The organism is Pseudomonas sp. LAIL14HWK12:I7, assembly GCF_000483465.1.
GTDB classification, from domain to species: Bacteria; Pseudomonadota; Gammaproteobacteria; order Pseudomonadales; family Pseudomonadaceae; genus Aquipseudomonas; species Aquipseudomonas kermanshahensis.
This window is the reverse complement of sequence record NZ_AXYZ01000001.1, coordinates 718,152-741,912: the sequence shown is the minus strand read 5'-3', so window position 1 is coordinate 741,912 and position 23,761 is coordinate 718,152. Positions and strand designations below refer to the sequence as shown.

At 62.5% G+C, this 23,761-nt stretch carries 19 protein-coding genes, 2 tRNA genes and 1 pseudogene; 4 read left to right on the top strand and 18 right to left on the bottom strand.

What is annotated here, in order from left to right:
• Nucleotides 1-59: 59 nt before the first annotated feature.
• From dnaB to rnr, 7 genes are all read right to left on the bottom strand, one after another.
• Entirely contained in the window at nt 60-1,457 is a 1,398-nt protein-coding gene (dnaB, locus tag D886_RS0103315; RefSeq protein WP_027592542.1) for a replicative DNA helicase, read from the bottom strand.
• Nucleotides 1,458-1,570: 113 nt separating this feature from the next.
• Nucleotides 1,571-2,017: a 50S ribosomal protein L9 gene (gene rplI / locus D886_RS0103310; protein WP_012316464.1), complete on the bottom strand. Its 447-nt coding sequence runs from the start codon at nt 2,015-2,017 to the stop codon at nt 1,571-1,573.
• Nucleotides 2,018-2,037: 20 nt separating this feature from the next.
• Complete coding sequence (locus D886_RS0103305; protein WP_027592541.1) at nt 2,038-2,901, bottom strand: hypothetical protein; 864 nt, start codon at nt 2,899-2,901, stop codon at nt 2,038-2,040.
• A gap of 33 nt (nt 2,902-2,934) precedes the next feature.
• Nucleotides 2,935-3,165, bottom strand: a complete 231-nt coding sequence (rpsR, locus tag D886_RS0103300) for a 30S ribosomal protein S18 (RefSeq protein WP_003249563.1) — start codon at nt 3,163-3,165, stop codon at nt 2,935-2,937.
• A gap of 28 nt (nt 3,166-3,193) precedes the next feature.
• The gene (gene rpsF, locus D886_RS0103295; protein ID WP_003249557.1) at nt 3,194-3,619 is read right to left on the bottom strand and encodes a 30S ribosomal protein S6; all 426 of its coding nucleotides are present in this window, start codon (nt 3,617-3,619) and stop codon (nt 3,194-3,196) included.
• A gap of 288 nt (nt 3,620-3,907) precedes the next feature.
• Entirely contained in the window at nt 3,908-4,654 is a 747-nt protein-coding gene (gene rlmB, locus D886_RS0103290; protein WP_027592540.1) for a 23S rRNA (guanosine(2251)-2'-O)-methyltransferase RlmB, read from the bottom strand.
• The gene (gene rnr / locus D886_RS0103285) at nt 4,651-7,230 is read right to left on the bottom strand and encodes a ribonuclease R (protein WP_027592539.1); all 2,580 of its coding nucleotides are present in this window, start codon (nt 7,228-7,230) and stop codon (nt 4,651-4,653) included. The genes rlmB and rnr overlap by 4 nt, the downstream gene beginning before the upstream one ends.
• A gap of 275 nt (nt 7,231-7,505) precedes the next feature.
• Between rnr and D886_RS0103280 the strand changes: the two genes are divergently transcribed.
• The 4 genes from D886_RS0103280 to D886_RS0103265 all read left to right on the top strand — a co-directional run bounded on the left by D886_RS0103280 (nt 7,506) and on the right by D886_RS0103265 (nt 10,544).
• Nucleotides 7,506-7,592 (top strand) — tRNA-Leu (locus D886_RS0103280).
• 88 nt (nt 7,593-7,680) lie between these two features.
• Nucleotides 7,681-7,767: transfer RNA gene (locus D886_RS0103275), tRNA-Leu, on the top strand.
• A gap of 198 nt (nt 7,768-7,965) precedes the next feature.
• The gene (locus tag D886_RS0103270) at nt 7,966-8,979 is read left to right on the top strand and encodes an extracellular solute-binding protein (protein WP_027592538.1); all 1,014 of its coding nucleotides are present in this window, start codon (nt 7,966-7,968) and stop codon (nt 8,977-8,979) included.
• On the top strand, nt 8,979-10,544 hold the full coding sequence (locus tag D886_RS0103265) for an iron ABC transporter permease (RefSeq protein ID WP_027592537.1): 1,566 nt from the start codon (nt 8,979-8,981) through the stop codon (nt 10,542-10,544). The genes D886_RS0103270 and D886_RS0103265 overlap by 1 nt, the downstream gene beginning before the upstream one ends.
• Before the next feature lie 32 nt (nt 10,545-10,576).
• On the opposite strand, the gene D886_RS28720 is transcribed toward D886_RS0103265, so the two are convergent.
• The 11 genes and pseudogenes from D886_RS28720 to D886_RS0103215 all read right to left on the bottom strand — a co-directional run bounded on the left by D886_RS28720 (nt 10,577) and on the right by D886_RS0103215 (nt 23,756).
• On the bottom strand, nt 10,577-11,281 hold the full coding sequence (locus D886_RS28720; RefSeq protein WP_371097102.1) for a methyl-accepting chemotaxis protein: 705 nt from the start codon (nt 11,279-11,281) through the stop codon (nt 10,577-10,579).
• Nucleotides 11,282-11,482: 201 nt separating this feature from the next.
• A pseudogene (locus tag D886_RS28715) lies at nt 11,483-11,695 on the bottom strand (methyl-accepting chemotaxis protein); the annotation flags it as partial.
• Between the two features lie 1,106 nt (nt 11,696-12,801).
• Complete coding sequence (locus D886_RS0103255; protein WP_027592535.1) at nt 12,802-14,094, bottom strand: adenylosuccinate synthase; 1,293 nt, start codon at nt 14,092-14,094, stop codon at nt 12,802-12,804.
• A 56-nt stretch (nt 14,095-14,150) separates the two neighbouring features.
• On the bottom strand, nt 14,151-15,338 hold the full coding sequence (locus D886_RS0103250) for an ATP phosphoribosyltransferase regulatory subunit (protein ID WP_027592534.1): 1,188 nt from the start codon (nt 15,336-15,338) through the stop codon (nt 14,151-14,153).
• 300 nt (nt 15,339-15,638) lie between these two features.
• Entirely contained in the window at nt 15,639-16,508 is an 870-nt protein-coding gene (hflC, locus tag D886_RS0103245) for a protease modulator HflC (protein WP_027592533.1), read from the bottom strand.
• Entirely contained in the window at nt 16,508-17,689 is a 1,182-nt protein-coding gene (hflK, locus tag D886_RS0103240; protein ID WP_027592532.1) for an FtsH protease activity modulator HflK, read from the bottom strand. Before hflK ends, hflC begins: the two co-directional genes overlap by 1 nt.
• A gap of 96 nt (nt 17,690-17,785) precedes the next feature.
• Nucleotides 17,786-19,087 (bottom strand): ribosome rescue GTPase HflX, encoded by a 1,302-nt coding sequence (gene hflX / locus D886_RS0103235; protein WP_027592531.1) that lies wholly within the window; start codon nt 19,085-19,087, stop codon nt 17,786-17,788.
• Nucleotides 19,088-19,099: 12 nt separating this feature from the next.
• Nucleotides 19,100-19,360: an RNA chaperone Hfq gene (gene hfq / locus D886_RS0103230; protein ID WP_003258160.1), complete on the bottom strand. Its 261-nt coding sequence runs from the start codon at nt 19,358-19,360 to the stop codon at nt 19,100-19,102.
• Between the two features lie 94 nt (nt 19,361-19,454).
• Entirely contained in the window at nt 19,455-20,426 is a 972-nt protein-coding gene (miaA, locus tag D886_RS0103225; RefSeq protein WP_027592530.1) for a tRNA (adenosine(37)-N6)-dimethylallyltransferase MiaA, read from the bottom strand.
• A gap of 1 nt (nt 20,427) precedes the next feature.
• Nucleotides 20,428-22,326, bottom strand: a complete 1,899-nt coding sequence (mutL, locus tag D886_RS0103220) for a DNA mismatch repair endonuclease MutL (RefSeq protein WP_027592529.1) — start codon at nt 22,324-22,326, stop codon at nt 20,428-20,430.
• Nucleotides 22,323-23,756: an N-acetylmuramoyl-L-alanine amidase gene (locus tag D886_RS0103215; protein ID WP_027592528.1), complete on the bottom strand. Its 1,434-nt coding sequence runs from the start codon at nt 23,754-23,756 to the stop codon at nt 22,323-22,325. The genes mutL and D886_RS0103215 overlap by 4 nt, the downstream gene beginning before the upstream one ends.
• Between the last annotated feature and the right edge of the window lie 5 nt (nt 23,757-23,761).

Here is a 23,761-nt window from a genome sequence, read left to right as displayed (position 1 = left end):
CCTAACGCGAGACTCAAACATCATCCTTGCCATCTCCCCTATCGCTCGGAGGCCTTTGTTTACTCGTCGTCATCAAAGTTGTACATACCCGGCGCGAGGTTCTCGAAGCGGGTGTACTTGCCGATGAAGGCCAGGCGGATGAAGCCGATGGGGCCGTTACGCTGTTTACCGATGATGATCTCGGCAATGCCCTTGTGCTCGGTTTCCGGGTGATACACCTCGTCGCGGTAGACGAACATGATCACGTCGGCGTCCTGCTCGATTGCACCCGATTCACGCAAGTCGGAGTTCACCGGGCGCTTGTTCGGCCGCTGTTCCAGGGAGCGGTTCAGCTGCGACAGGGCGATGACCGGGCAGTTGAATTCCTTGGCCAGGGCCTTGAGCGAGCGGGAGATCTCAGAAATCTCGTTGGTCCGGTTGTCGCCGGCAGAACCCGGGATCTGCATCAGCTGCAGGTAGTCGACCATGATCATGCCAATTTCACCGTGCTCACGCGCCAGGCGGCGGGTGCGCGCACGCATTTCCGACGGGCTGATGCCGGCGGTATCGTCGATGAACAGCTTGCGGTCGTTGAGCAGGTTGACCGCCGAGGTCAGGCGCGGCCAGTCGTCGTCGTCCAGCTGGCCGGAACGGACTTTGGTCTGGTCGATGCGGCCGAGGGACGAGAGCATACGCATGATCAGCGATTCGCCTGGCATCTCGAGGGAGAACACCAGCACCGCCTTGTCGCTGCGCAGCACGGCGTTTTCCACCAGGTTCATGGCGAAGGTGGTCTTACCCATCGATGGACGGCCGGCGACGATGATCAGGTCGGCTGCCTGCAAGCCACTGGTCTTCTCGTCCAGGTCGGTATACCCGGTGGAGATACCCGTGATATCGCTGTCGGAGTTGAACAGCGTGTCGATCCGGTCGATGGCCTTGGTCAACAGCTCGTTGACCCCTACCGGGCCACCGGTCTTCGGCCGGGCCTCGGCGATCTGGAAGATCTGCCGTTCGGCGTCGTCAAGGATCTCTTCGGCGTTGCGCCCTTGCGGGTTGAACGCGTTGTCGGCGATGTCGGTGCTGATGCTGATCAGCTGACGCAACGTGGCCCGCTCGCGAATGATCGCGGCGTAGGCCTTGATGTTGGCCACCGACGGGGTGTTCTTGGCCAGCTCCGCCAGGTAGGCCAGGCCGCCGACTTGCGACGACACGCCCTCCTTGTCCAACTGCTCGTGCAACGTGACCACATCGAACGGATGGTTCAGGTCGACCAGCTTGTGGATGGCGCGGAAGATCAGGCGGTGGTCATGCCGATAGAAATCGCCATCCGACACCTGATCCAGTACCCGCTCCCAGGCGTTGTTGTCCAGCATCAGGCCACCGAGCACAGCCTGTTCGGCCTCGATGGAATGCGGCGGCACCTTCAGGGATGCGGTTTGCAGGTCAAGCTGTTCGGAGGTGGTGATCTCGTTCATGGCCACGAATAAATTCTGGGGGACGAAAAAGACAAAGGGCACGGCCTGTGAAAGACAGGACCGTGCCCGATGTTAACCGGCTGGGCCGCGTGCGGCCAGCCAGTCAGCGCAGCTTAGGCAGCTACGACGACCACACGTACGGTGGCTTCAACGTCGCTGTGCAGGTGCACGGCTACGTCGTATTCGCCAACCTGACGGATGGTGCCGTTCGGCAGACGAACTTCAGCTTTGGCCACTTCAACGCCGGAGGCGGTCAGGGCGTCAGCGATGTCGTGGGTGCCGATCGAACCGAACAGCTTGCCTTCGTCGCCAGCGGTGGCAGTGATGGTCACTTCCAGCTCAGCCAGTTGGGCAGCGCGGCTTTCAGCCGACGATTTACGGTCAGCAGCTGCTTTTTCCAGCTCGGCGCGACGCTCTTCGAACGCAGCCAGGTTGGCGGCGTTGGCAACGGTGGCCTTGCCGAATGGCAGCAGGAAGTTACGGCCGTAACCAGCCTTAACTTTTACTTTGTCGCCCAGGTTGCCCAGGTTAGCGACTTTTTCCAGCAGGATCAGTTCCATTTGGTAAAACCTCTTAACTTTTAACCTTCACCGTTCGCGGAGTCATTCCCCTCAGGGGACTTGCGACCGCGAAAATCAATCAGGCTGTCGACAATGGCCAAAACCACGAGCAACGGATAAATCAGCTGCATGATCAGCGGCAGCGTCACGTACATGCCCACCAGCCAGAAACCGGCCAATCGGCCCTGTGCCACCAGCCCATGCATCAAGGCGATGCCGGCCAGGACGAGCACCAGGCTGGACGCAGAGGCCAGGACGATGAACTGCGGCCCGATGAACGGACCCAGCACCATCATGGCCACCAGAGCCAGCATGGCTACCCGCGGCAACTTCAAGGCGCGAAACTCGCGACCGAAGCCTCCAGGGTTGTACAACGCAGCCTGCCAATAACGCGCCAGCATCAAAGCCAGCACGCTGAACAGCTGCAGCATCACCGCCGTTGAAGCGACCAGCACAGGGCCGATCAGCTCACCGGGGATCACCGGCTTGCCTTCGATTTGTGGCAGGGCTTGTACAAGCGCCTTGGCCAACACCTCGAAGGTTTCACGCAGTACCGTGTCCAGGATGAGGCTGTAAACCAGCCCCAACACAACACTGAACATCAACACCCGGCTCCAGGAATGCCCGGCACGCAACAAGGCGGCCAGCCCCAGCGTCCCCAACAGCACCAGCAAGGTACTGGGGTCGCCAAAGGCCCAGATGGCCACCGCGGGCAAAAGCCCAAACGCGATGACCGTTGAAGCATCCTTGAACCCGCGCCGCAGAAGCACGAGGCTTCCGGCAGCGGCACTCAACCAGAACAACAGCGGTAACACTGCACTGATGACCACCACCAGGGTGGCCTGCACACGACCGCGCATGATGAAATCAGCTAACGCTCGCATGCTTATCCCTTACTGCTTGTCGACGACCCGGTCTCAGCGGCCGTGGCTGTCGGTGTAGGGCAGCAGGGCCAGGAAGCGGGCGCGCTTGATAGCGGTAGCCAGCTGACGCTGATAACGAGCTTTGGTACCGGTGATACGGCTTGGAACGATCTTGCCGGTTTCGGATACGTAAGCTTTCAGGGTGTTGAGATCTTTGAAGTCGATCTCTTTCACGTCTTCAGCAGTGAAGCGGCAGAATTTACGACGACGGAAGAAACGTGCCATGTAATAGGCTCCTCAAAAGGTCCGTGGATTACTCGTCAGCGTTATCGCTGGAGTCGCTGTCATTGCTGTCATCGCCTTCGGCGGAGTCAGCATGCTCAGGACGCTCACGACGCTCACGGCGCTCGCTGCGGTTCTCTTCTGCCTTCAGCATCTCGGACTGACCGGTTACGGCTTCGTCGCGACGGATGACCAGGTTACGGATCACGGCATCGTTGTAGCGGAAGTTGTCTTCCAGCTCGGCCAGGGCCTTGCCGGTGCACTCAACGTTCAGCATCACGTAGTGAGCCTTGTGAACATTGTTGATTGCGTAGGCCAGTTGACGACGGCCCCAGTCTTCCAGGCGGTGGATTTTGCCACCATCTTCTTCGATCAGCTTGGTGTAACGCTCAACCATGCCGCCGACTTGCTCGCTCTGGTCCGGGTGAACCAGAAAGATGATTTCGTAATGACGCATGAATGCTCCTTACGGGTTAGTAGTCTGCCAGAACGCTGGTCAGACAAGGAGTGAATGACACTGTATGTCTTGCCATGGAGGGGAGGCACATGAGCGCCTGCCAGCTCGGCAAGGGGCGCAATTGTAGAGAAGGCGGGGCGGACAAGCAAGGTAATTGGCGATTATTTGAACAGCCCGAAACACTTTAGCCTGCACTGGCCGCTTCGCGGGTAAACCCGCTCCTACAGGGATCTCAGCGAACCCTGTGGGAGCGGGCTTGCCCCGCGAAGAGGCCCGCACAGGTATGAGTCAGCGCTTGGCTTGACGCTGGCGCACAGCCTCGAACAAGCAAACGCCGGTCGCCACCGAAACGTTCAGGCTGCTGACGCTACCGCCCATCGGCAACTTGACCAGGAAATCGCAATGCTCACGGGTCAGGCGGCGCATGCCTTTGCCTTCTGCCCCCATGATCATCACCAGCGGCCCGGTCAGGTCCTGTTGGTAGATTTCCTGCTCGGCCTCACCGGCCGTGCCGACCACCCAAAGGCCACGCTGCTGAAGCTTTTCAAGCGTGCGCGCCAGGTTGGTCACGGCCACCAACGGAATCACTTCCGCAGCGCCGCAGGCCACCTTGCGCACCACCGGCGTCAGGGTCGCTGACTTGTCCTTGGGCACCACCACCGCCGTGGCACCGGCGGCATCGGCGGTGCGCAGGCAGGCGCCGAGGTTGTGCGGGTCGGTGACGCCGTCCAGGACCAGAATCAGCGGTGGCGTTTCGGTGCGCTCGAGCAACTCCTCAAGCATCAACTCACCCCACACCTGGCTCGGGCTGACCTCGGCGACCACACCCTGGTGCACACCTTCGACCCAGGCATCCAGCTCGCGGCGCTCGGCCTGGCCGACCGCTACGCGGTTTTCTGCGGCCAGCTCCAGCAGCTTCTGCAGGCGCGGCTCACTGCGCCCTTCCGACAGCCAGACCTGCTTGACCCGCTTGGGGTGGTGCTGCAACAACGCCTGCACGGCGTGTACGCCGTAGATCTTTTCCAGCTGACTCATGACTTGCTCTTGCTCTTGCGGGGCGCACCGGACTTCGGCGGGCCTTTGCGATGCTTGGTCGGTTTGCCGGATGGCTTGCCACCCTTCTCCGACTTGCTGCCGGCACTGCTGCGAGCGTCGGTCATCAACGCCTTCTTCATCTCGCGGCTCTTGCGCACTTCAGCGTTGCGCTGCACGGCATCTTTAGGGAAGTAGGCCTCGGACGCCTCGCTTTTGCGGCTGCGCGGCTTGGGCGTGGCTTTCGCCTCGGTGACCGGCTGCGGCTGCTCGGGCTTGCCGTCTGCGGACGCTGCGGTGCCACGCTGCTTGCGACCGATCGGCCCGCTGAGGGTCTTCTCGGAGACTTCGAAGTCGATCTTGCGCTCGTCCAGGTCAACGCGCATGACCTTGACTTCGATCGTGTCGCCCAAGCGGAAGCTGCGCCCGGTACGCTCGCCGGACAGGCGATGATGAACCGGGTCGAAGTGGTAGTAGTCGCCCGGCAGCGCACTGACGTGCACCAGGCCTTCTACGTAGATGTCCGTCAGCTCGACGAACAAGCCGAAACCGGTCACCGCGGTAATCACACCCGGGAAGGTCTCGCCCACACGGTCCTTCATGAACTCGCACTTGAGCCAGTTGACCACATCGCGCGTCGCCTCGTCGGCACGGCGTTCGGTCATCGAGCACTGCTCGCCGAGTTGCTCGAGGGTGTTCTCGTCGTACGGGTAGATACGCGCCTTGGGAATGCTCATGGCGCCAGCACGCTTGACGTGCGGGGTATCCACCTTGGAGCGGATGATGCTACGGATGGCGCGGTGCACCAGCAGGTCCGGGTAACGACGGATCGGCGAGGTGAAGTGGGTGTAAGCCTCGTAATTCAGGCCGAAGTGGCCGTTGTTGTCGGTGCTGTACACCGCCTGGCTCAGCGAGCGCAGCATCACGGTCTGGATCAGGTGGAAGTCTGGGCGCTCGGAAATGCTCGCCAGCAGGGCCTGGTAATCCTTCGGCGACGGGTCCTTGCCCTTGTGCAGCGACAAGCCCAGCTCACCGAGGAAGGCGCGCAGTTTTTCCAGGCGCTCCGGCGGCGGGCCATCGTGCACGCGGTACAGGGCCGGCACGCCGTGCTTTTGCAGGAACTCGGCGGTGGCCACGTTGGCCGCCAGCATGCATTCCTCGATCAGCTTGTGGGCATCGTTGCGCACGGTCGGGCGGATCTCGGCGATCTTGCGTTGATCGCCAAAGATGATGCGGGTTTCTTGGGTCTCGAAGTCGATCGCGCCGCGGGTGTGGCGCGCGTCCAGCAGCACCTTGTAGAGCGCGTAGAGGCTCTTCAGGTCCGGCAGGACTTCCTTGTACTCCTCGCGCAGCGCCTTCCCTTCACGGGTGCGGGCATGCTCGAGCATGCTGCTGACCTTGTTGTAGGTCAGGCGGGCATGGGAGTGGATCACGCCTTCGTAGAACTGGTAGTCGACCATCTGGCCGGCTTTGTTGATGGTCATTTCGCAGACCATGGCCAGGCGATCGACGTGCGGGTTCAGCGAGCACAGGCCGTTGGACAGCTCTTCGGGGAGCATCGGCACCACGCGCTCGGGGAAGTACACCGAGTTGCCACGCTGCTGGGCTTCGACGTCCAGGGCAGAACCCAGGCGCACGTAGCTGGAAACGTCGGCAATCGCCACGTACAGGCGCCAGCCACCGGAGAACAGGCGCAGCTTGCCCAGCGGCTCGCAATACACCGCATCGTCGAAGTCGCGGGCATCTTCGCCGTCGATGGTGACGAAAGGCAGGTGGCGCAGGTCGATGCGCTTTTCCTTGTCCTTCTCTTCCACTTCGGAGCGGAACTTGCGCGCCTCCTTGACCACGTCATCGGGCCAGACGTGCGGGATGTCGTAGCTGCGCAGGGCAACGTCGATTTCCATGCCCGGCGCCATGTAGTTGCCGATCACTTCGATCACATCGCCTTGCGGCTGGAAGCGCGGGGTGGGCCAGTGCGTGATCTTGATCTCGACGAACTGGCCGATCTTGGCGCCGCCATTGCGACCGGCGGTCACCAGCACTTCTTGCTGGATCTTCGGGTTGTCCGGCGTCACGTAGCCGATACCGCCCTCTTCGAAGTAACGCCCGACCACGCTTTCGTGCGCGCGGGAGATGACTTCTACCAATACACCTTCACGGCGGCCACGGCGGTCGGTGCCGGACACACGCGCCAGGGCGCGGTCGCCATCGAATACCAGGCGCATCTGCGAAGGGCTGAGGAACAGGTCGTCGCTCTTGTCATCAGGGATGAGGAAGCCAAAACCGTCGCGGTGGCCGGAAATGCGGCCACAGATAAGGTCTAGCTTATCTACCGGGGCATAGGTGCCACGCCGGGTATAGATAAGCTGGCCGTCGCGCTCCATGGCACGCAGGCGGCGGCGCAGGGCTTCAATCTGGTCTTCCTCGTACAGACCGAATTCTGCCGCCAGCTCCTCGCGGGCGGCCGGCTCGCCACGATCGGCAAGACGCTGGAGGATCAGCTCACGGCTGGGGATAGGGTTGTCGTATTTTTCCGCTTCGCGAGCGGCCTCGGGATCGAGGGATTGCCAATCGGCCATCAGAAGGGGTTCACCTTGGGGTATATAGATAGGAATTCTGGCATAGGCGTATTGAAACCGGAAATGACAGCCTTGGACAGCCCCCCGGCGATGAGCCGAGGAAGGTGTAATAGGGCTGAAGAATCAACAAGTTGAAAATTTTGAAATTTTTTTTGATCAGGGGGTTTACAGCCCTCAGGACCGTCCGTATAGTGCGCACCACAACGACGGACAGACGACGTTGTAGTTGAGATGAAACGCGATGTAAAGCATCATGTGACCTCGACGAAATGTGTGCCCAGGTGGCGGAATTGGTAGACGCGCTGGTTTCAGGTATCAGTGACTTAACGGTCGTGGAAGTTCGAGTCTTCTCCTGGGCACCAAGTATTATCAAGTAATAGATGACCAAGGATCTATTACTACTGTGTGAAAGCGAACGATAGTCGCCTTCACCAGCTGATGTAAAGCTTTGCCCAGGTGGCGGAATTGGTAGACGCGCTGGTTTCAGGTATCAGTGACTTAACGGTCGTGGAAGTTCGAGTCTTCTCCTGGGCACCATATAAAAACCCACTAGCTTGCTAGTGGGTTTTTTCTTGCCTGCGTTTTTTGTTCCACCCGCTACGCCCTCCCCTCCGGCCAAAAATTCAGCTGCTCGACGATCGTCTGCCCATGAATTTCTTGTCACACGGCCACTTGAGAAACGATTTCGTTTACCATTGTTTCCAAATATGTAGCCGTAAGCGAGGAAGTACCCGCATGACGATCCGTCCGCAACCGCTGATGCGCACCCTGGCCGCCGCTGTATTGAGCCTGGTGATCGGCGCCCCGGCCGCCATGGCAGACGCCCCGGTCACACTGACCATGTACAACGGCCAGCATAAGGAAATCGGCGAGGCCATCGCCAAGGCCTACGAGGCCAAGACCGGCATTCACATCAATATCCGCAAGGGCAGCAGCAACCAGCTGGCCAGCCAGATCATCGAAGAAGGCGAGCGCTCGCCGGCCGACATCATCTATACCGAAGAGTCGCCACCCCTGAACAACCTGGGTGAGCTGGGCTTGCTGGCGAAAATCGACGACGCCACTTTGAACATGCTGCCCAAGGAATACGTAGCCGCCAACGGCACGTGGATGGGCGTCACCGCGCGCACCCGGGTGGTGGTGTTCAACCCGAAAAAGATCGATGAGAAAGACCTGCCGCAATCGGTCATGGACTTCGCCAACCCTGAATGGGATGGCCGTGTCGGTTTCGTGCCGACCAGCGGTGCCTTCCAGGAACAGGCTGTAGCCATCCTCAAGATGCACGGGCGTGATGAGGCCGAAGAGTGGCTGACCGGCCTGAAGGCTTTCGGCAAGACCTACACCAACAACATGGTCGCCCTGAAGGCTGTGGAAAAAGGCGAAGTCGCCGCCGTGCTGGTGAACAACTACTACTGGTACGCCCTGGAGCGTGAGCGCGGCAAGCTGGACTCCAAGCTGTATTACCTGGCCGACGGCGATGCCGGTGGCCTGGTGACCATCTCCGGCGCCGCTGCGGTCAAGGCCAGCAAGCACCCGAAAGAAGCTCAGGCCCTGCTCAACTGGATGGCCAGCGAAGAAGGCCAGCGTGTGATCACTCAGACCACCGCCGAGTATCCACTGCACAAGGGCATGGTTTCTGACCGTGGCCTGAAGCCTTTTGAAGACCTGCGCCCACCGAAGATCTCCCCGGCCGACCTTGGCAATGCCGAAGAAGCCCTGGAACTTGAACGTGAGGTCGGCCTGCTCTGATGACTGCCGCCCTGTCCGAGCCGGCGCCGGTACGTTTCGTGCCGCGCCGCAAGCGCCCCTCGATCTGGGTGGTGCTGCCTGTGCTGTTCCTGGTGGCGATGAGTTTGCTGCCACTGGCGTATGTCGCCCTCAAAGCCTGGGAAGCAGGCTGGCGAGAAGCCCTGCACCTGCTGTGGCGCCCATTCGTCTGGGGCCTGATGCGCAACACCCTGATGCTGATGTTCGGGGTGACGCTGGTGTGCATGGTGGTCGGCCTGGCCCTGGCCTGGCTGCTCGAACGCAGCAACCTGGCGGGGCGTCGCCTGTGGGGCGTGGTGCTGTGCCTGCCGTTTGCGGTGCCGTCATTCGTCAGCAGCTTCACCTGGGTGTCGCTGAGCTCGGACTTCGAAGGCCTCGGCGGGGCCATTCTGGTCATGGCCTTGTCCAAGTATCCGCTGGTATTCCTGCCGGTGGCAGCCACCCTGCGCAACGTCGACACCTCGCTTGAAGAGTCGGCGCGTACGCTGGGATGCAGCCGTTGGGGCGTGTTCATCAAGGTGACCCTGCCGTTGCTGTGGCCCTCGATGCTGGGCGGCGCGCTGCTGATTGCCCTGCACATGCTGGTGGAATTTGGCGCACTGTCGATCCTCGGCCTGCAAACCTTCACCACGGCGATCTACCAGCAGTTCGAGCTGGAATTCAGCAACGCCAATGCGGCCATGCTCTCGGCTGTGCTGCTGGCACTGTGCATGATCATGTTGTGGCTGGAACTGCGCGTGCGTGGCAAGGCCCGCCACGTACGCATCGGCCAAGGCGTGGCACGCCGGGCACAGCCTGTGCGCTTGCGCGGCTGGGCGCCCTTGGCGCAGCTGTTCTGCGTGGGCCTGGCGGTACTGGGCAGCGGCATTCCGCTGGCCATGCTCGGTTACTGGCTGAGTGTTGGCTCGTCGGCGGCGTTCCCGGTCGCCGAAATCTCCAAGGCGCTGCTCACCTCGTTGTCGGTGTCGCTTGGCGGCGCAGGGTTCTGTGTGTTGCTGGCATTGCCGATCAGCTTCCTGGTGGTGCGCTACAAGGGCCGCCTGGCGATCTGGGCTGAACGCCTGCCGTACCTGCTGCATGCCCTGCCGGGCCTGGTGATCGCGCTGACGCTGGTGTTCTTCGCGCTGCACTACGTGCCTGCGATGTACCAGACCACTGCGCTGTTGCTGCTGGCCTACGCACTGCTGTTCCTGCCGCTGGCCCAGGCGCCGGTACGCACCGCCTTGAACAAGGCTTCGCCGACGCTCGAAGAGGCTGCCCGCACCCTGGGCGCGAGCAGCTTCACAGCGTTCTGCCGGGTGACCTTGCCGATCATCTTCCCGGCCCTGGCCGCAGCCTTCGCCCTGGTGTTCCTCGATGCCATGAAAGAGCTGACCGCCACACTGCTGCTGAGCCCGACCGGCATGACCACCCTGGCCACTGAGGTCTGGGCGCATACCGCCAACGTCGAGTTCGCGGCGGCAGCGCCGTACGCGGCACTGCTGATCGTGGTATCGGGGTTGCCGGTGTACCTGCTGACCACACGGATGTACCTCAACAAGGCGTAAGTTTTGTAGGAGCGCCCCCTCAAAGGGGGGCGTTACGCCCTGAACTGCCCCAGGCTGGCCCGCAGCTGCGCTGCCAGGTCATCCAGTACCTTGCTGCTGGCCGTGGTCTGCATCACCACTTCAGCCGAGCGTTCGGCCTGGGCGTGAATGGTCTCCACCCGGCCGCGCACCGCTTGCGCACCGTGCGCTTGCTGCTCGGCCGCGCGGGTAGCCAGCCCGATCGCCGCATGCACTTGCTCGACCGCCGCCTGCACCGACTGCTGACGGCGCTCGTTCTCGCGCAACACCAACAACCCTTCGCTGGCCTTGAGCCCTGCCTGGCTGATGGTGGCCACAGCTTCTTTGGCGCCTTTCTGCAGCGCAGCAATATGCGCCTGGATATCCCCGGTCGAGCTTTGCGTCTTGCTCGCCAACGCGCGCACTTCATCAGCCACCACGGCAAAGCCGCGCCCCGTCTCGCCAGCACGCGCCGCCTCGATGGCCGCATTCAATGCCAACAGGTTGGTCTGTTCGGCAATGCCGTGGATCACTGTCAGCACCACCTCGATCTGCTCACTCTGCTTGGCCAGCCGTTCGATTACATGCGAGCCGGTCTCCACCTGCCCTGCCAAGCTTTCGATCAGGCCGGCGAGCTGGGTCGAAGTCCGGCTGTTCTCATCAGTGGCCTGGCGAATATCCACCACCTGCTGCAAGGCGGACTGCATGGCATGGCTCTCGGCTTGGGCTTCGTCGGCCATGCTCGACAGGTCACGCAGGCTGGCGGCCACTTCATCGCGCTGCAGCGCAGCAGCGGCGTCGGCACCGGCATTGCGCTGGGCCATGGCGCCAATCTCGACACCCGTACGCTGCGCCACCTCACCGGCCTCGCGGACGATGGGCTGCAACTTGTCGACGAAACGGTTAACCGCCGAGGCCATGTCACCAATCTCGTCGCGACTGTCGAGGGTCACGCGTTTGGTCAGGTCACCCTCACCGGCAGCCAGGTCGTTCAGGGCGGTGATCAACAGGCGCAGCTTGCTGAGCACCCGTCTACCAAGCACCACCGCAACTACCAGCAACACGCCAAAGCCCACCAACACCAGGCCCAGGCCAATACGCCAGCGCAGCTCGGCAGCAGCTTCACGCACCGTCTGCGCGGTATTGGCCTGCATCGCGGTGGCACTGCCCTGGGCAGTCTCCAGGCGTTGGCGCAGGGTCTTGCCGCTGTCAGCGGCGGCGGCCCCGAGACTGTCACCCACCAGCTGCTCACCACTGGCGATCAAGGCGGCGAAGCGCTGGTCAAGGGCCGCGAGCTCCTGATCGACGCCAGCCGTGGAAACGCCCATCAACACCTTGCCGATCTCCGCACCATTGGGGTTGATCGACGCTTCGACGAAATACACCGCCGGGTCGCGGCGAGCCGCATCGATCACCTTGTCCAGCGCCCGCTCGCCCTGCCCCTTTTCCATCAACGCCTGGTTGATCGGGTTTTGCCGGTTGAGGTAGCGGGTCAGGTGCTGACCCTGGGCGTCGTCGTAGACCACGAACAGCACATTGGGGTTGCGCTGGGCGCGGCGGGCGAAGTCGGAGAGCACCGGCACATCGTTGTCCCAGATAGCCCGCGGGGCGACCGAGGCCAGCAGTTCGGCCATGTCGTTGGCAGAATCCTTGAGGTTCTTTTCCAGCGTGGTGCGCAGTTGCTGCTGCTCGTTTTGCAGGCGTGTCGACAACCCTGCGCTCAGGCGCTGACGGGTGCTGCTGGACAGGCTGTCGAGCCCCGAACGCACGTCCTGCCCAGCTTGCTCCAGCTCGCTGGCCAGCTTGCGGCTGTCATTGCCCAAGCGCTCGCCCAGGTCGGCCTCCAAGGCGGTGACCGTGCTTCGGGTCAGCGCAACAGCAACCAGCACCTGCACTAAAAGAGCGATACCAAGGGCAACAAACACAGGCCGCAAAAGGCGGCTTCGTAACAGTGAGAGGATGGCAGACACGGTGTAACCCTCGTGTTTTCTGGCGCCACTATTTTGATGGCATCTACAGAAACTTCTTACAGCAAGGGTTATGCCGGGAACAGCAGGGATATGTGCCAAGGTCTAGCAGAGTGTTTGCTTGTGCCGGCCTCTTCGCGGGTAAACCCGCTCCCACAGGGCGGCACTGAACCTGAAGGCAGTAGAGATCCGGTGGGAGCGGGTTTACCCGCGAAGAGGCCGGTGCAGGCCTACAAATGAAAACGCCGCGGCCCCTTTCAGGGCCGCGGCGTCAGATCAGCCGTAAAAGCGGATCAGGCGAACGGATGACGCAGCACGATGGTCTCGTTGCGGTCCGGGCCGGTGGAGATGATGTCGATCGGCGCGCCGACCAGCTCCTCGATGCGCTTGATGTAAGCGCGAGCAGCTTCTGGCAGCGCTTCCAGGGTCTTGGCACCCAGGGTCGACTCGCTCCAGCCTGGCATCTCTTCGTACACCGGCTCCAGGCCGATGTAGCTGTCGGCGTCGGAAGGGGCGTCGATGACAGCACCGTTCTCGTTCTTGTAGCCAACGCAGATGTTGATGGTTTCCAGGCCGTCCAGTACGTCCAGCTTGGTCAGGCAGATGCCCGAGATGCTGTTGACGTCGATGGCGCGACGCAGGATGACGGCATCGAACCAGCCGCAACGACGGGCACGGCCGGTGGTCGAACCGAACTCGTGGCCACGCTTGGCCAGGGTAGCGCCGGTTTCATCGAACAGTTCGGTCGGGAACGGGCCGGAACCTACGCGCGTGGTGTAGGCCTTGGTGATACCCAGGATGTAGTCCAGGTACATCGGGCCCACGCCGGAACCGGTGGAGATACCGCCGGCAGTGGTGTTGGAGCTGGTGACGTACGGGTAGGTACCGTGGTCGATGTCCAGCAGCGAGCCCTGGGCACCTTCGAACATGATGTCCTTGCCGGCGCGACGCAGGTTATGCAGCTCGGCGGTGACGTCGAGCATCATCGGCTTGAGCTGCTCGGCGTAGGCCATGCACTCGTCCAGGGTCTGCTGGAAGTCGATGGCCGGCTCTTTGTAATAGTTCACCAGCTGGAAGTTGTGGTAGTCCAGCAGCTCACCGAGCTTGGCAGCGAAACGCTCACGGTGGAACAGGTCGCCAACGCGCAGGCCGCGGCGTGCGACTTTGTCTTCGTACGCTGGGCCGATACCACGGCCGGTGGTGCCGATCTTGGCTTCGCCACGGGCTTTCTCGCGGGCCTGGTCCAGGGCCACGTGGTACGACAGGATCAGCGGAGCAGCCGGGCTGATGCGCAGGCGCTCACGCACCGGTACGCCCTTCTCTTCCAGCTTGGTGATTTCACGCATCAGGGCATCTGGAGCAACGACCACGCCGTTGCCGATCAGGCACTGAACGCCTTCACGCAGGATGCCGGACGGAATCAGGTGCAGAACGGTTTTTTCACCGTTGATCACCAGGGTGTGGCCCGCGTTGTGGCCACCCTGGTAGCGCACTACGGCGGCAGCATGTTCGGTCAGCAGATCGACGATCTTGCCTTTGCCCTCATCACCCCATTGGGTGCCCAGGACGACGACATTCTTACCCATTACATTGGTCCTCATTCACGCAAACTTGGTTGCCGGCCTTTTGCCGACGCAGAAACTCAATGGGTCAGCGGCAGTACCTGCCAGCGCCCGTCTTGCTGAATCAATTGCCGATCACAATCCGCCTCGAGAGCAGCACTCAACGGCTGGCCAGGCAAAGCCTGAACCACACGCTGGCCCTCGCTGCGCAACTGGCAGACCTGCTGCCAGAGGGCCGCGTCACCACTGTCGGGCATCCAGATGCCGCCAGTTGGCAATACGACCTCCGCTCGCCCCAGTGTGACCAGGGTCTTCAAATCCGTGGAGAATCCAGTGGCCGGGCGTGCCCGGCCGAAATCAGCGCCGATATCGTCATAACGGCCGCCCTGGGCGATCGATTGACCTTCGCCCGGCACGAACACGGCGAACACCACGCCGGTGTGGTAGTGGTAGCCACGCAGCTCGCCGAGGTCGAAGTACAACGGCAGGTCTGGGTAGCGCGACGCCAGGCGATCGGCGATCGCCAGCAGGTCGTCCAGCGCCGCCAGCACGCTGGCCGGGGCACGGCCCAGGCGCACGCGGGCTTCGGCCAGCACTTCACGGCCACCGCACAGCTCGACCAGGGCGCGCAGCATGTTGCCCAGGTCTTTCGGCAGGTCGGCGGTCAGTGCCTGTACTTCGTCGACCGACTTGCGCTGCAGGGCGTCGAACAGCTGTTGCTCGACCGCGCCCGACAGGCCAGCGGCACGCGCCAGGCCGCGGTAGATGCCGACATGGCCGAGGTCCATGTGCACGTCCGCGACATCCGTCAGTTGCAGCGTAGCGAGCATCAGGCTGATGACTTCGACATCGCTGGTGGGGCTGGCATCGCCGTACAACTCGGCACCGAGCTGGATCGGGCTGCGCGAGGTGGACAGAGCACGCGGCTGGGCATGCAGCACGCTGCCGGCATAGCACAGGCGGCTCGGGCCTTCACGGCGCAAGGTGTGGGCGTCGATACGCGCCACCTGCGGGGTGAAGTCGGCACGGAAGCCCATCAGGCGACCGGACTGCGGGTCGACCACCTTGAAGGTGCGCTGATCCAGGTCCTGGCCGGCGCCGGTCAACAGCGACTCCAGGTACTCGATATGCGGGGTGACGACCAGTTCGTAGCCCCAACTCTGGAACAGGTCCAACACCTGGCGACGCGCGATCTCGATGCGCGCAGCCTCAGGTGGCAGTACTTCCTCGATGCCATCTGGCAGCAGCCAGCGGTCTACCGTTGCCATTACGCCATTTCCCCTCTGGTCCGGGCGGCCTGCCTGTGGCGAGCCGTCAGTAAAGCAGGTATCGCGCACAGCAGCGGGCAGCACTGATCCCAGCGCAGCCACCGTACCCAATACCCTCGAATTGCCTTGCGCGCTGACCAAACCGTCAACTGGCGGTTTGCCAATCAACCTTGCAGACGCAAAAAAGCCGGGAAATTTCCCGGCTGCCTCATCATACACCCCTTTTCATTCAGGATGCACCCCGCCTGGTGTTTTAGCTGCCAGGCGGGGCGTGGCCCCAATGAAAACGGGCTTAGAGCATCAAGGCTTGCTCTTGTCCAGGAAGCGGAAGAACTCGTTCTTCGGGTCCAGGACCAGCACGTCGCTCTTGTTCGAGAAGCTCTCGCGGTACGCCTGCAGGCTACGGTTGAACGCATAGAAATCAGCGTCCTGGCTGTAGGCCTTGGCGTAGATGGCAGCCGCCTGGGCGTCGCCGTCACCGCGGGTTTCTTCAGCTTCACGATAGGCTTCGGCCAGCAGTACACGGCGCTGACGATCGGCATCCGCACGGATACCTTCGGCCAACTCGTTACCTTTGGCGCGATGCTCGCGGGCTTCACGCTCACGCTCGGTGCTCATACGATCGAACACGCTGCGGTTGACTTCCTTCGGCAGGTCGATGGCCTTGACGCGCACATCGATGACCTCGATACCCAGCTCTTTGTTAGCCATGCGGTTCAGCGAAGCGGTGATGTCAGCCATCAGCGCGTCACGTTCACCGGAAACCACCTCGTGCAGGGTACGCTTACCGAACTGGTCACGCAGGCCGCTTTCCAGACGACGCGACAGACGCTCATCGGCGATCTGCTTGAGGCCGGAAGTGGCGGTGTAGAAGCGCTCGGCATCCTTGACGCGCCACTTGGCGTAGGCGTCGACCATGACCGCTTTCTTCTCCAGGGTCAGGAACCGCTGGGTTGGCGCATCAAGGGTCATCAGGCGGGCGTCGAACTTGCGCACCTGGTTCACGTAAGGAACCTTCACATGCAGGCCCGGCTGAACATCAGCCTGGACCACACGGCCGAATTGCAGCAGTACGGCACGTTCGGTCTGCGACACGATGTAGAAGCAGTTCCAGGCCACGACGGCCAGCACCACAGCGGCGATCAGGGCGATCAGCGATCTATTGCTCATCAGCGGCTCTCCCTAGTGCGCGGCGGCTGTTGTTGCTGTTGCAGGTCCTGCGCCGCACGCGCGGCCGCGTCGTTGGCCGACGCAGATACACCGCTGGCCGGTGCGGACGTGTTGCGGCTGCCTTCGACCATCTTGTCCAGTGGCAGGTAGAGCAGGTTGTTCTGCCCGTCCTTGGTGGCCACCATGACCTTGCTCGAGTTGCTGTAGACCTCTTGCATGGTTTCCAGGTACAGACGCTGACGGGTGATGTCCGGCGCCTTGTGATACTCGGTCACCAGCTTGCTGAAGCGGTCGGCTTCACCCTTGGCGCGAGCGATCACTTCATCGCGGTAACCGTTGGCGTCCTCGATGATGCGCTGAGCCTGACCACGGGCTTCTGGCACCACGCCATTGGCGTAGGACTCGGCCTGGTTGCGGGCACGCTGTTCATCTTCGCGCGCACGGATCACGTCGTCGAAGGCTTCCTGCACTTCACGCGGGGCTGCCGCGCTCTGTACGTTGACCTGGGTGACGGTGATACCGGTACGGTAGTTGTCGAGGAAGCGCTGCAGGCGTTCGCGGATATCCACGGCCATCTGCTCACGGCCTTCGGTCAGCACCTGGTCCATGGAGGTGGAACCCACCACATGGCGCAGGGCACTGTCGGTCGCATGCTGCAGGCTCACCTCTGGCTGGTCGACGTTGAGCACGAAGTCCTGCAGGTTGGTGATCTTGTACTGGACGGTCAGCGGGACCTCGACGATGTTCTCGTCTTCGGTCAGCATCTGCCCCTGCTTGGTGTAGGCACGCTCACGCGTGACGTTTTCCATGTACTTGCGATCGATGGGCGGGAAGTAGATGTTCAGGCCGGGACCGACCGTCTCATAGTACTTGCCGAAGCGCAGCACTACGGCCTGCTCCTGCTCGTCGACCACGTACACGGCGCTGTACAGCCAGATGGCAGCCAACACCGCCAGGCCGATGCCCAGCAGGCCGTAGCCGCCACCCTTGCCGACATTGCGGTCACCGCCGCCACGTTTCTTGCCGCTGCCGAACATGCCGTTCAGGCTGTCCTGCAGTTTGCGGAAGGCCTCGTCCAGATCCGGCGGGCCTTTTTTATCGCCACCACCGCCGCCGCCACCACGGCGACCGCCCCAGGGATCCTGATTGTTCGAGTTGCCACCCGGCTCGTTCCAAGCCATAGCGCTCTCCATCTGATAAAGCAAAGACGCGCCCACGGCGCGCCGTCCAATGCTACAGAATGCCTGTCACTGCTGCCCGGCGACCTCGTCGAGCATTTATTGCAAAGTGTGTTGCTCGACAAACATTTGCGGCTCCATGCCTTCGCGGCTGACCAGACGATTCAACTCGACCTTGGGCAGTCGCACGCTCAGCAGGCTGCGCCCTTCTTCATCATGCTCTTCACTCTGCACGGCACCCAGGGCAAAGAATTGCGCGCGCAAGCGGGCAAAACGCTGCTCCAGGCACAGGGTACCGACAAACAGATCATCCCCCAGCAACTCGGCAATCGCCTGGCCAACCAGCTCCAGGCCACGCCCATCGCGTGCCGATACCCAGACCCGCTCCGGCTTGCCATCGGCATCGCGCTGGATCTGCGGCTCGACATCTTCGAGCAGGTCGAGTTTGTTATAGACCTCAAGGATCGGCAAGCCTTCGGCACCGATCTCGCCCAATACCGCCAACACCTGCTCAATCTGCTCCATGCGGTCGGGCTCATGCGCGTCGATCACATGCAGCAGCAGGTCAGAGTTGCTCGACTCTTCGAGCGTAGCCCGAAAAGCCTCGACCAGCTTGTGCGGCAGGTGACGAATGAAGCCGACGGTGTCGGCCAGCACGATCGGCCCAAGGTCGTTCAACTCGAGCCGGCGCAAGGTCGGGTCGAGGGTGGCGAAGAGCTGGTCGGCGGCGTAGACCTCGGATTGGGTCAGGGCGTTGAACAGGGTGGACTTGCCGGCGTTGGTGTAACCCACCAGCGAAACCGACGGGATATCGGCGCGGCGCCGGCCGCGACGGGCCTGCTCGCGCTGGCTGCGCACCTTCTCCAGGCGTGCCTTGATCTGACGCAGGCGTACCCGCAGCAGGCGGCGGTCGGTTTCAAGCTGGGTTTCACCCGGGCCACGCAGGCCGATACCGCCTTTTTGCCGCTCAAGGTGAGTCCAGCCGCGTACCAGTCGCGTGCTCATGTGCTCGAGCTGGGCCAGTTCGACCTGCAGCTTGCCTTCATGGGTACGCGCCCGCTGGGCGAAGATATCGAGAATCAGCCCGGTGCGATCAAGCACGCGACACTCGAAGACACGTTCGAGGTTACGCTCCTGGCTGGGCGTGAGGGTGTGATTGAAAATCACCAGATCGACCTCATCGGCTTTGACTTGGTCGCGTAGTTCTTCGACCTTGCCGCTGCCAATCAGGTATTTGGCCGTAGGCTGATGCCGTGTAATGGTCACCAGCGAGACGATGTCCGCCCCGGCCGACAATGCCAACTCCTGAAACTCCTGCGGGTCTTCGCGCGCCTCAGGGTTCTGACCTTCCAAGTGAACGAGCAACGCCCGTTCACCACCACCGTGGCGCTCAAAGAACAATGCAGGCTCCTATCAGGCGTTGCCTGGCTCGCTGTCACCGTGTTCGGAATCGGACGGGCTTGGCAGGCGAACCGGACGCGCAGGAACCACGGTCGAAATAGCGTGCTTGTAGACCATCTGGCTGACAGTGTTCTTCAGCAGCACAACGAACTGGTCGAAAGATTCGATCGAGCCCTGCAGCTTGATCCCGTTGACCAGGTAGATGGAAACCGGAACCTTTTCTTTTCTCAAAGTGTTCAAGTAAGGGTCTTGTAGCGAATGCCCTTTTGACATATGCCGCACTCCTGTAAGGATAAATAATAGAAAATCAAGAAAATCGATAAATTAGGCCGCCCCTTCGCAAGAATAGACGGCAATTAGCAGGGACTCAGCTCAATATGGAGACGCTTCCCAGGTATTTCAAGGTGCGGGACAGATTGTCGCAGGCGAGGCTGTCAAGCCAGTGCACGTCAGACCAACCGCGCAACCAGGTGAACTGCCGCTTGGCCAGCTGGCGAGTGGCAATGATACCGCGTTCTCGCATCTCATTCTCACTAAGCCTGCCGTCGAGGTAGTCCCAGACTTGCCTGTACCCCACTGCCCGTATAGACGGCAACCCGGCGTGCAAGTCACTTCTGGCTCGCAGCGATCGGACCTCGTCGATGAAGCCCTGTTCCAACATCTGCGAAAATCGTAACGCAATTCGCTGATGCAAAATGTGACGATCTGTAGGAGCGGTGGCCAAACTCGCGACAGTATAGGGCAAATGTCCGCCAGCGCCTGCGTCTGCGCCGCGACTTTCCGCGAATTGACGCTGGCGATGGGCCGTCATGCTCTCGCCGCTCACTCGGTAAACCTCAAGCGCACGGATCAGCCGCTGGGGGTCATTCGGATGGATGCGCGCCGCCGACTCAGGGTCCACTTCGGCCAACTGGCGGTGCAGCTCGACCAGGCCTAGCTCCCGGGCCTGCGCTTCGAGTTCGGCACGCACGCTGGCGTCGGCCGGCGGCATGTCAGCCAAGCCATCGATCAAGGCCTTGTAATACAGCATGGTGCCACCCACCAGCAGCGGTATCTTGCCCCGTGCGGTGATTTCCGCCATGGCTTGCAAGGCATCGGTGCAAAAGTGCGCGGCAGAGTAGCTTTCGGCCGGGTCGAGAATGTCGATCAGCCGGTGCGGGTGCGCTGCCAGCAGTTCCTTGGAAGGCTTGGCGGTACCGATGTCCATGCCACGGTAGACCAGCGCCGAGTCGACACTGATCAACTCGCAGGGCAGGACCTTGGTCAGCTCGATGGCAAGGTCAGTCTTGCCGGCCGCCGTCGGGCCCATGAGAAATATTGCTGGGGGCTTGCCGCTCATGTCATCGACCGCGCAGGAAAAGTTTGTCCAGGTCGTCCAGGCCCATTTGGGTCCAGGTCGGTCGGCCGTGGTTGCACTGGCCGCTGCGCTCGGTGTTTTCCATGTCGCGCAGCAGTGCGTTCATTTCGGGGATGGCCAGGCGCCGGTTGGCGCGCACAGCGCCGTGGCAGGCCATGGTGCCGAGCAGTTCGTTGAGGTGCGCCTGTATGCGGTCGCTGGTGCCGTATTCCATCAGGTCGGCGAGCACATCCTGCACCAGGCGGTTGGCCTCGGCTTGCTTGAGCAACGCCGGGATCTGCCGGATCGCCAGGGTCTCGGGGCCCAGCCGCTGCAACTCGAAGCCCAGGCGCTGAAACCATTGGGCGTGCTCTTCGGCGCAGTCGGCTTCGCGCTGGCTCAAGGCCAACGACTCAGGCACCAGCAGCGGCTGACCGCTCAGGCCTTCGCTGGCCATGGCCACCTTGAGCCGCTCGTACATGATCCGCTCATGCGCGGCGTGCATGTCCACCAACACCAGGCCGACAGCATTCTCGGCCAAGATGTAGATGCCCTTGAGCTGAGCCAAGGCATAACCCAGCGGTGGAATGTCGCCCTGGCTTTCCGGCAGCGACGAAGGTGCAGCCGCGCCATCGCTCAGCGGCTTGTAGAACTCGCGATACACCGCCTGCGACTCGGCGGCCGGCAGTGGCTGCGACGGACGCGGGCTGTACTGGGACTGATAGCCCGAGCCACTGCCACCATTGGAAATCGAAAACTGCGGCGCACGAGGCTGCTCAAGCACCGGCGAGGCCAGGCGCATCTCGCCTTGAGGGCCAAACTCACCGGCCTGCTGGCCACTGGGGCGGACGATGTCGGCAGCCGCAGCGGGCGCAGCCAGCTGGTCCTCGGGGCGCACGTCGGCCAGGGCGCGGTGCAAGGTGCCATAAAGGAAGTCATGCACCGAACGCCCCTCACGGAAGCGCACTTCGTGCTTGGTCGGGTGCACGTTGACGTCCACGCCGTTGGGCTCGAGTTCGAGGAACAGCACAAAGGTCGGGTGCCGGCCATTGAACAGCACGTCCCGGTACGCCTGGCGCACAGCGTGAGCGACCAGCTTGTCGCGCACTGCCCGGCCGTTGACGAAGAAGTACTGCAGGTCGGCCTGGCTCCGCGAGAAGGTCGGCAGCCCCACCCAGCCCCACAAACGCAGGCCGTTGCGCTCGACATCGATGGGCAGCGCCTGCTCCATGAAGCCCGGCCCGCAGATGGCGCCGACGCGCCGCGCACGTGCGGTTTCATCGTGGGCCTCATGCAGGCTGAGGATGCTCTTGCCGTTATGGCGCAGGTGGAAGCCGACATCGAAGCGAGCCAGGGCCAGGCGACGGATGACTTCCTGCAGGTGATCGAATTCGGTTTTCTCGGCCTTGAGGAACTTGCGCCGGGCCGGGGTATTGAAGAACAGGTCACGCACTTCGACCGAGGTACCCACCGGGTGCGCAGCCGGTTGCACGCGCGGGGTCATGTCGCGGCCTTCGGTCTCGACCTGCCAGGCTTCGCTGGCATTGGCCGTGCGCGACGTCAGGGTCAGGCGCGCCACCGAGCTGATCGAGGCCAGGGCCTCGCCGCGGAAACCCAGGCTCAGCACGCCTTCGAGGTCTTCCAGTTCACGGATCTTGCTGGTGGCGTGACGGGCCAGCGCCAGTGGCAGGTCATCGGCAGAAATCCCGCCGCCATCGTCGCGTACCCGCAGCAGCTTGACGCCACCCTGCTCGACTTCGACATCGATGCGCCGGGCACCGGAGTCGAGGCTGTTTTCCAGCAACTCCTTGGCCACGGAGGCCGGGCGCTCGACCACCTCCCCCGCGGCAATCTGGTTAGCCAGCCGCGGGCTGAGCAGCTGGATGCGTGAACCACCACTCATTGCTGCGAAGCCAGGGTAGTGGCCGGCACGTCCAGACGCTGGCCGACTTTCAGCTCATCGGTCTTGAGGCTGTTAGTGCTGCGCAGGCTGGCCACGCTGACCTGATAGCGCACCGCGAGCATGGCCAGGGTCTCACCTGGGCGCACGGTGTGTTCACGTGGGCCGGCCGCGATCTTGCCGGTGTCGCGCAGCCAGGCAATGTAAGTGCCCGGCGGTGGATTTTGCTGGAAGAACTGGCGCACGCCGGTATGGATCGAGCGGGCCAGGGCCTGCTGATGGCTACGGGTAGCCAGCTTCGCGGCTTCGTTGGCGTTGGAGATAAACCCGGTTTCAACGAGGATCGACGGGATATCCGGCGACTTGAGCACCATGAAGCCTGCCTGCTCAACACGCTGCTTGTGCAGCGAGGTGATGCGGCCCATGTTGCCCAGCACCTTTTGGCCCACATTGAGGCTGGAGCTGAGCGTGGCGGTCATCGACAGGTCGAGCAACACGCCCGCGAGCATGCGGTCCTTGTCGTCGAGGCTGACGTTGCCCGCACCGCCGATCAGGTCGGAGCGGTTTTCCGTGTCGGCCAGCCAGCGTGCGGTCTCGGACGTGGCGCCACGGTCGGACAATGCAAAGACCGAGGCACCGAAGGCGGCCTTGGACGGCGCGGCATCGGCGTGGATCGAGACGAACAGGTCGGCACCCTTCTTACGGGCGATTTCGGTGCGTTTGCGCAGCGGGATGAAGTAGTCACCGGTGCGGGTCAGCTCGGCGCGGAAGCCTTTCTCGCTGTTGATCTGGCGCTGCAGCTCCTGAGCGATCTGCAGGACGATGTCTTTTTCATGCTGGCCGCGCGAGCCGGAAGCGCCCGGGTCTTCGCCGCCGTGGCCGGCGTCGATGGCGACCACGATGTCACGTTTGCCGCTGGGCACCGGTGGCAGCTTGATGGCCGGCTGGGCCGGGCTCACCGGCACCGCAGGCGTGGTCACCGGCGTTTGCACGGGCGTCGGCGGCGGGGGCGGTGTACTGGCAGCGACGGCGTCGGCTTCCTGGTCGTACAGGTCGACCACCAGGCGGTTGCCGTACTGGGCATTGGGCGCCAAGGTGAAGCTCTTGGGCGTGACCGACTTTTTCAGGTCGACCACCACGCGCAGGTCGGTAGGCGTGCGCTGGGCCGAACGCACGCTGCTGATCGGCGTGTTGGACGTCGCTACGTTCAACGGCGCGGCCAGGGTCGCACCATTGATGTCGATGACCAGGCGGTCTGGCGCGCTGAGGGTGAAGACGCTGTGCTGCACGGGGCCAGACAGGTCGAAGACCAGCCGCGTGTTGTCCGGCGCGCGCCACAGGCGCATGCTCTTGACTTGAGTGACGGCCAGAGCGTCAACGGTCACCGTTGTCAGCAGCAGCCCAACGATGGCGACCAGTGCGCGTATGCGCATACCTA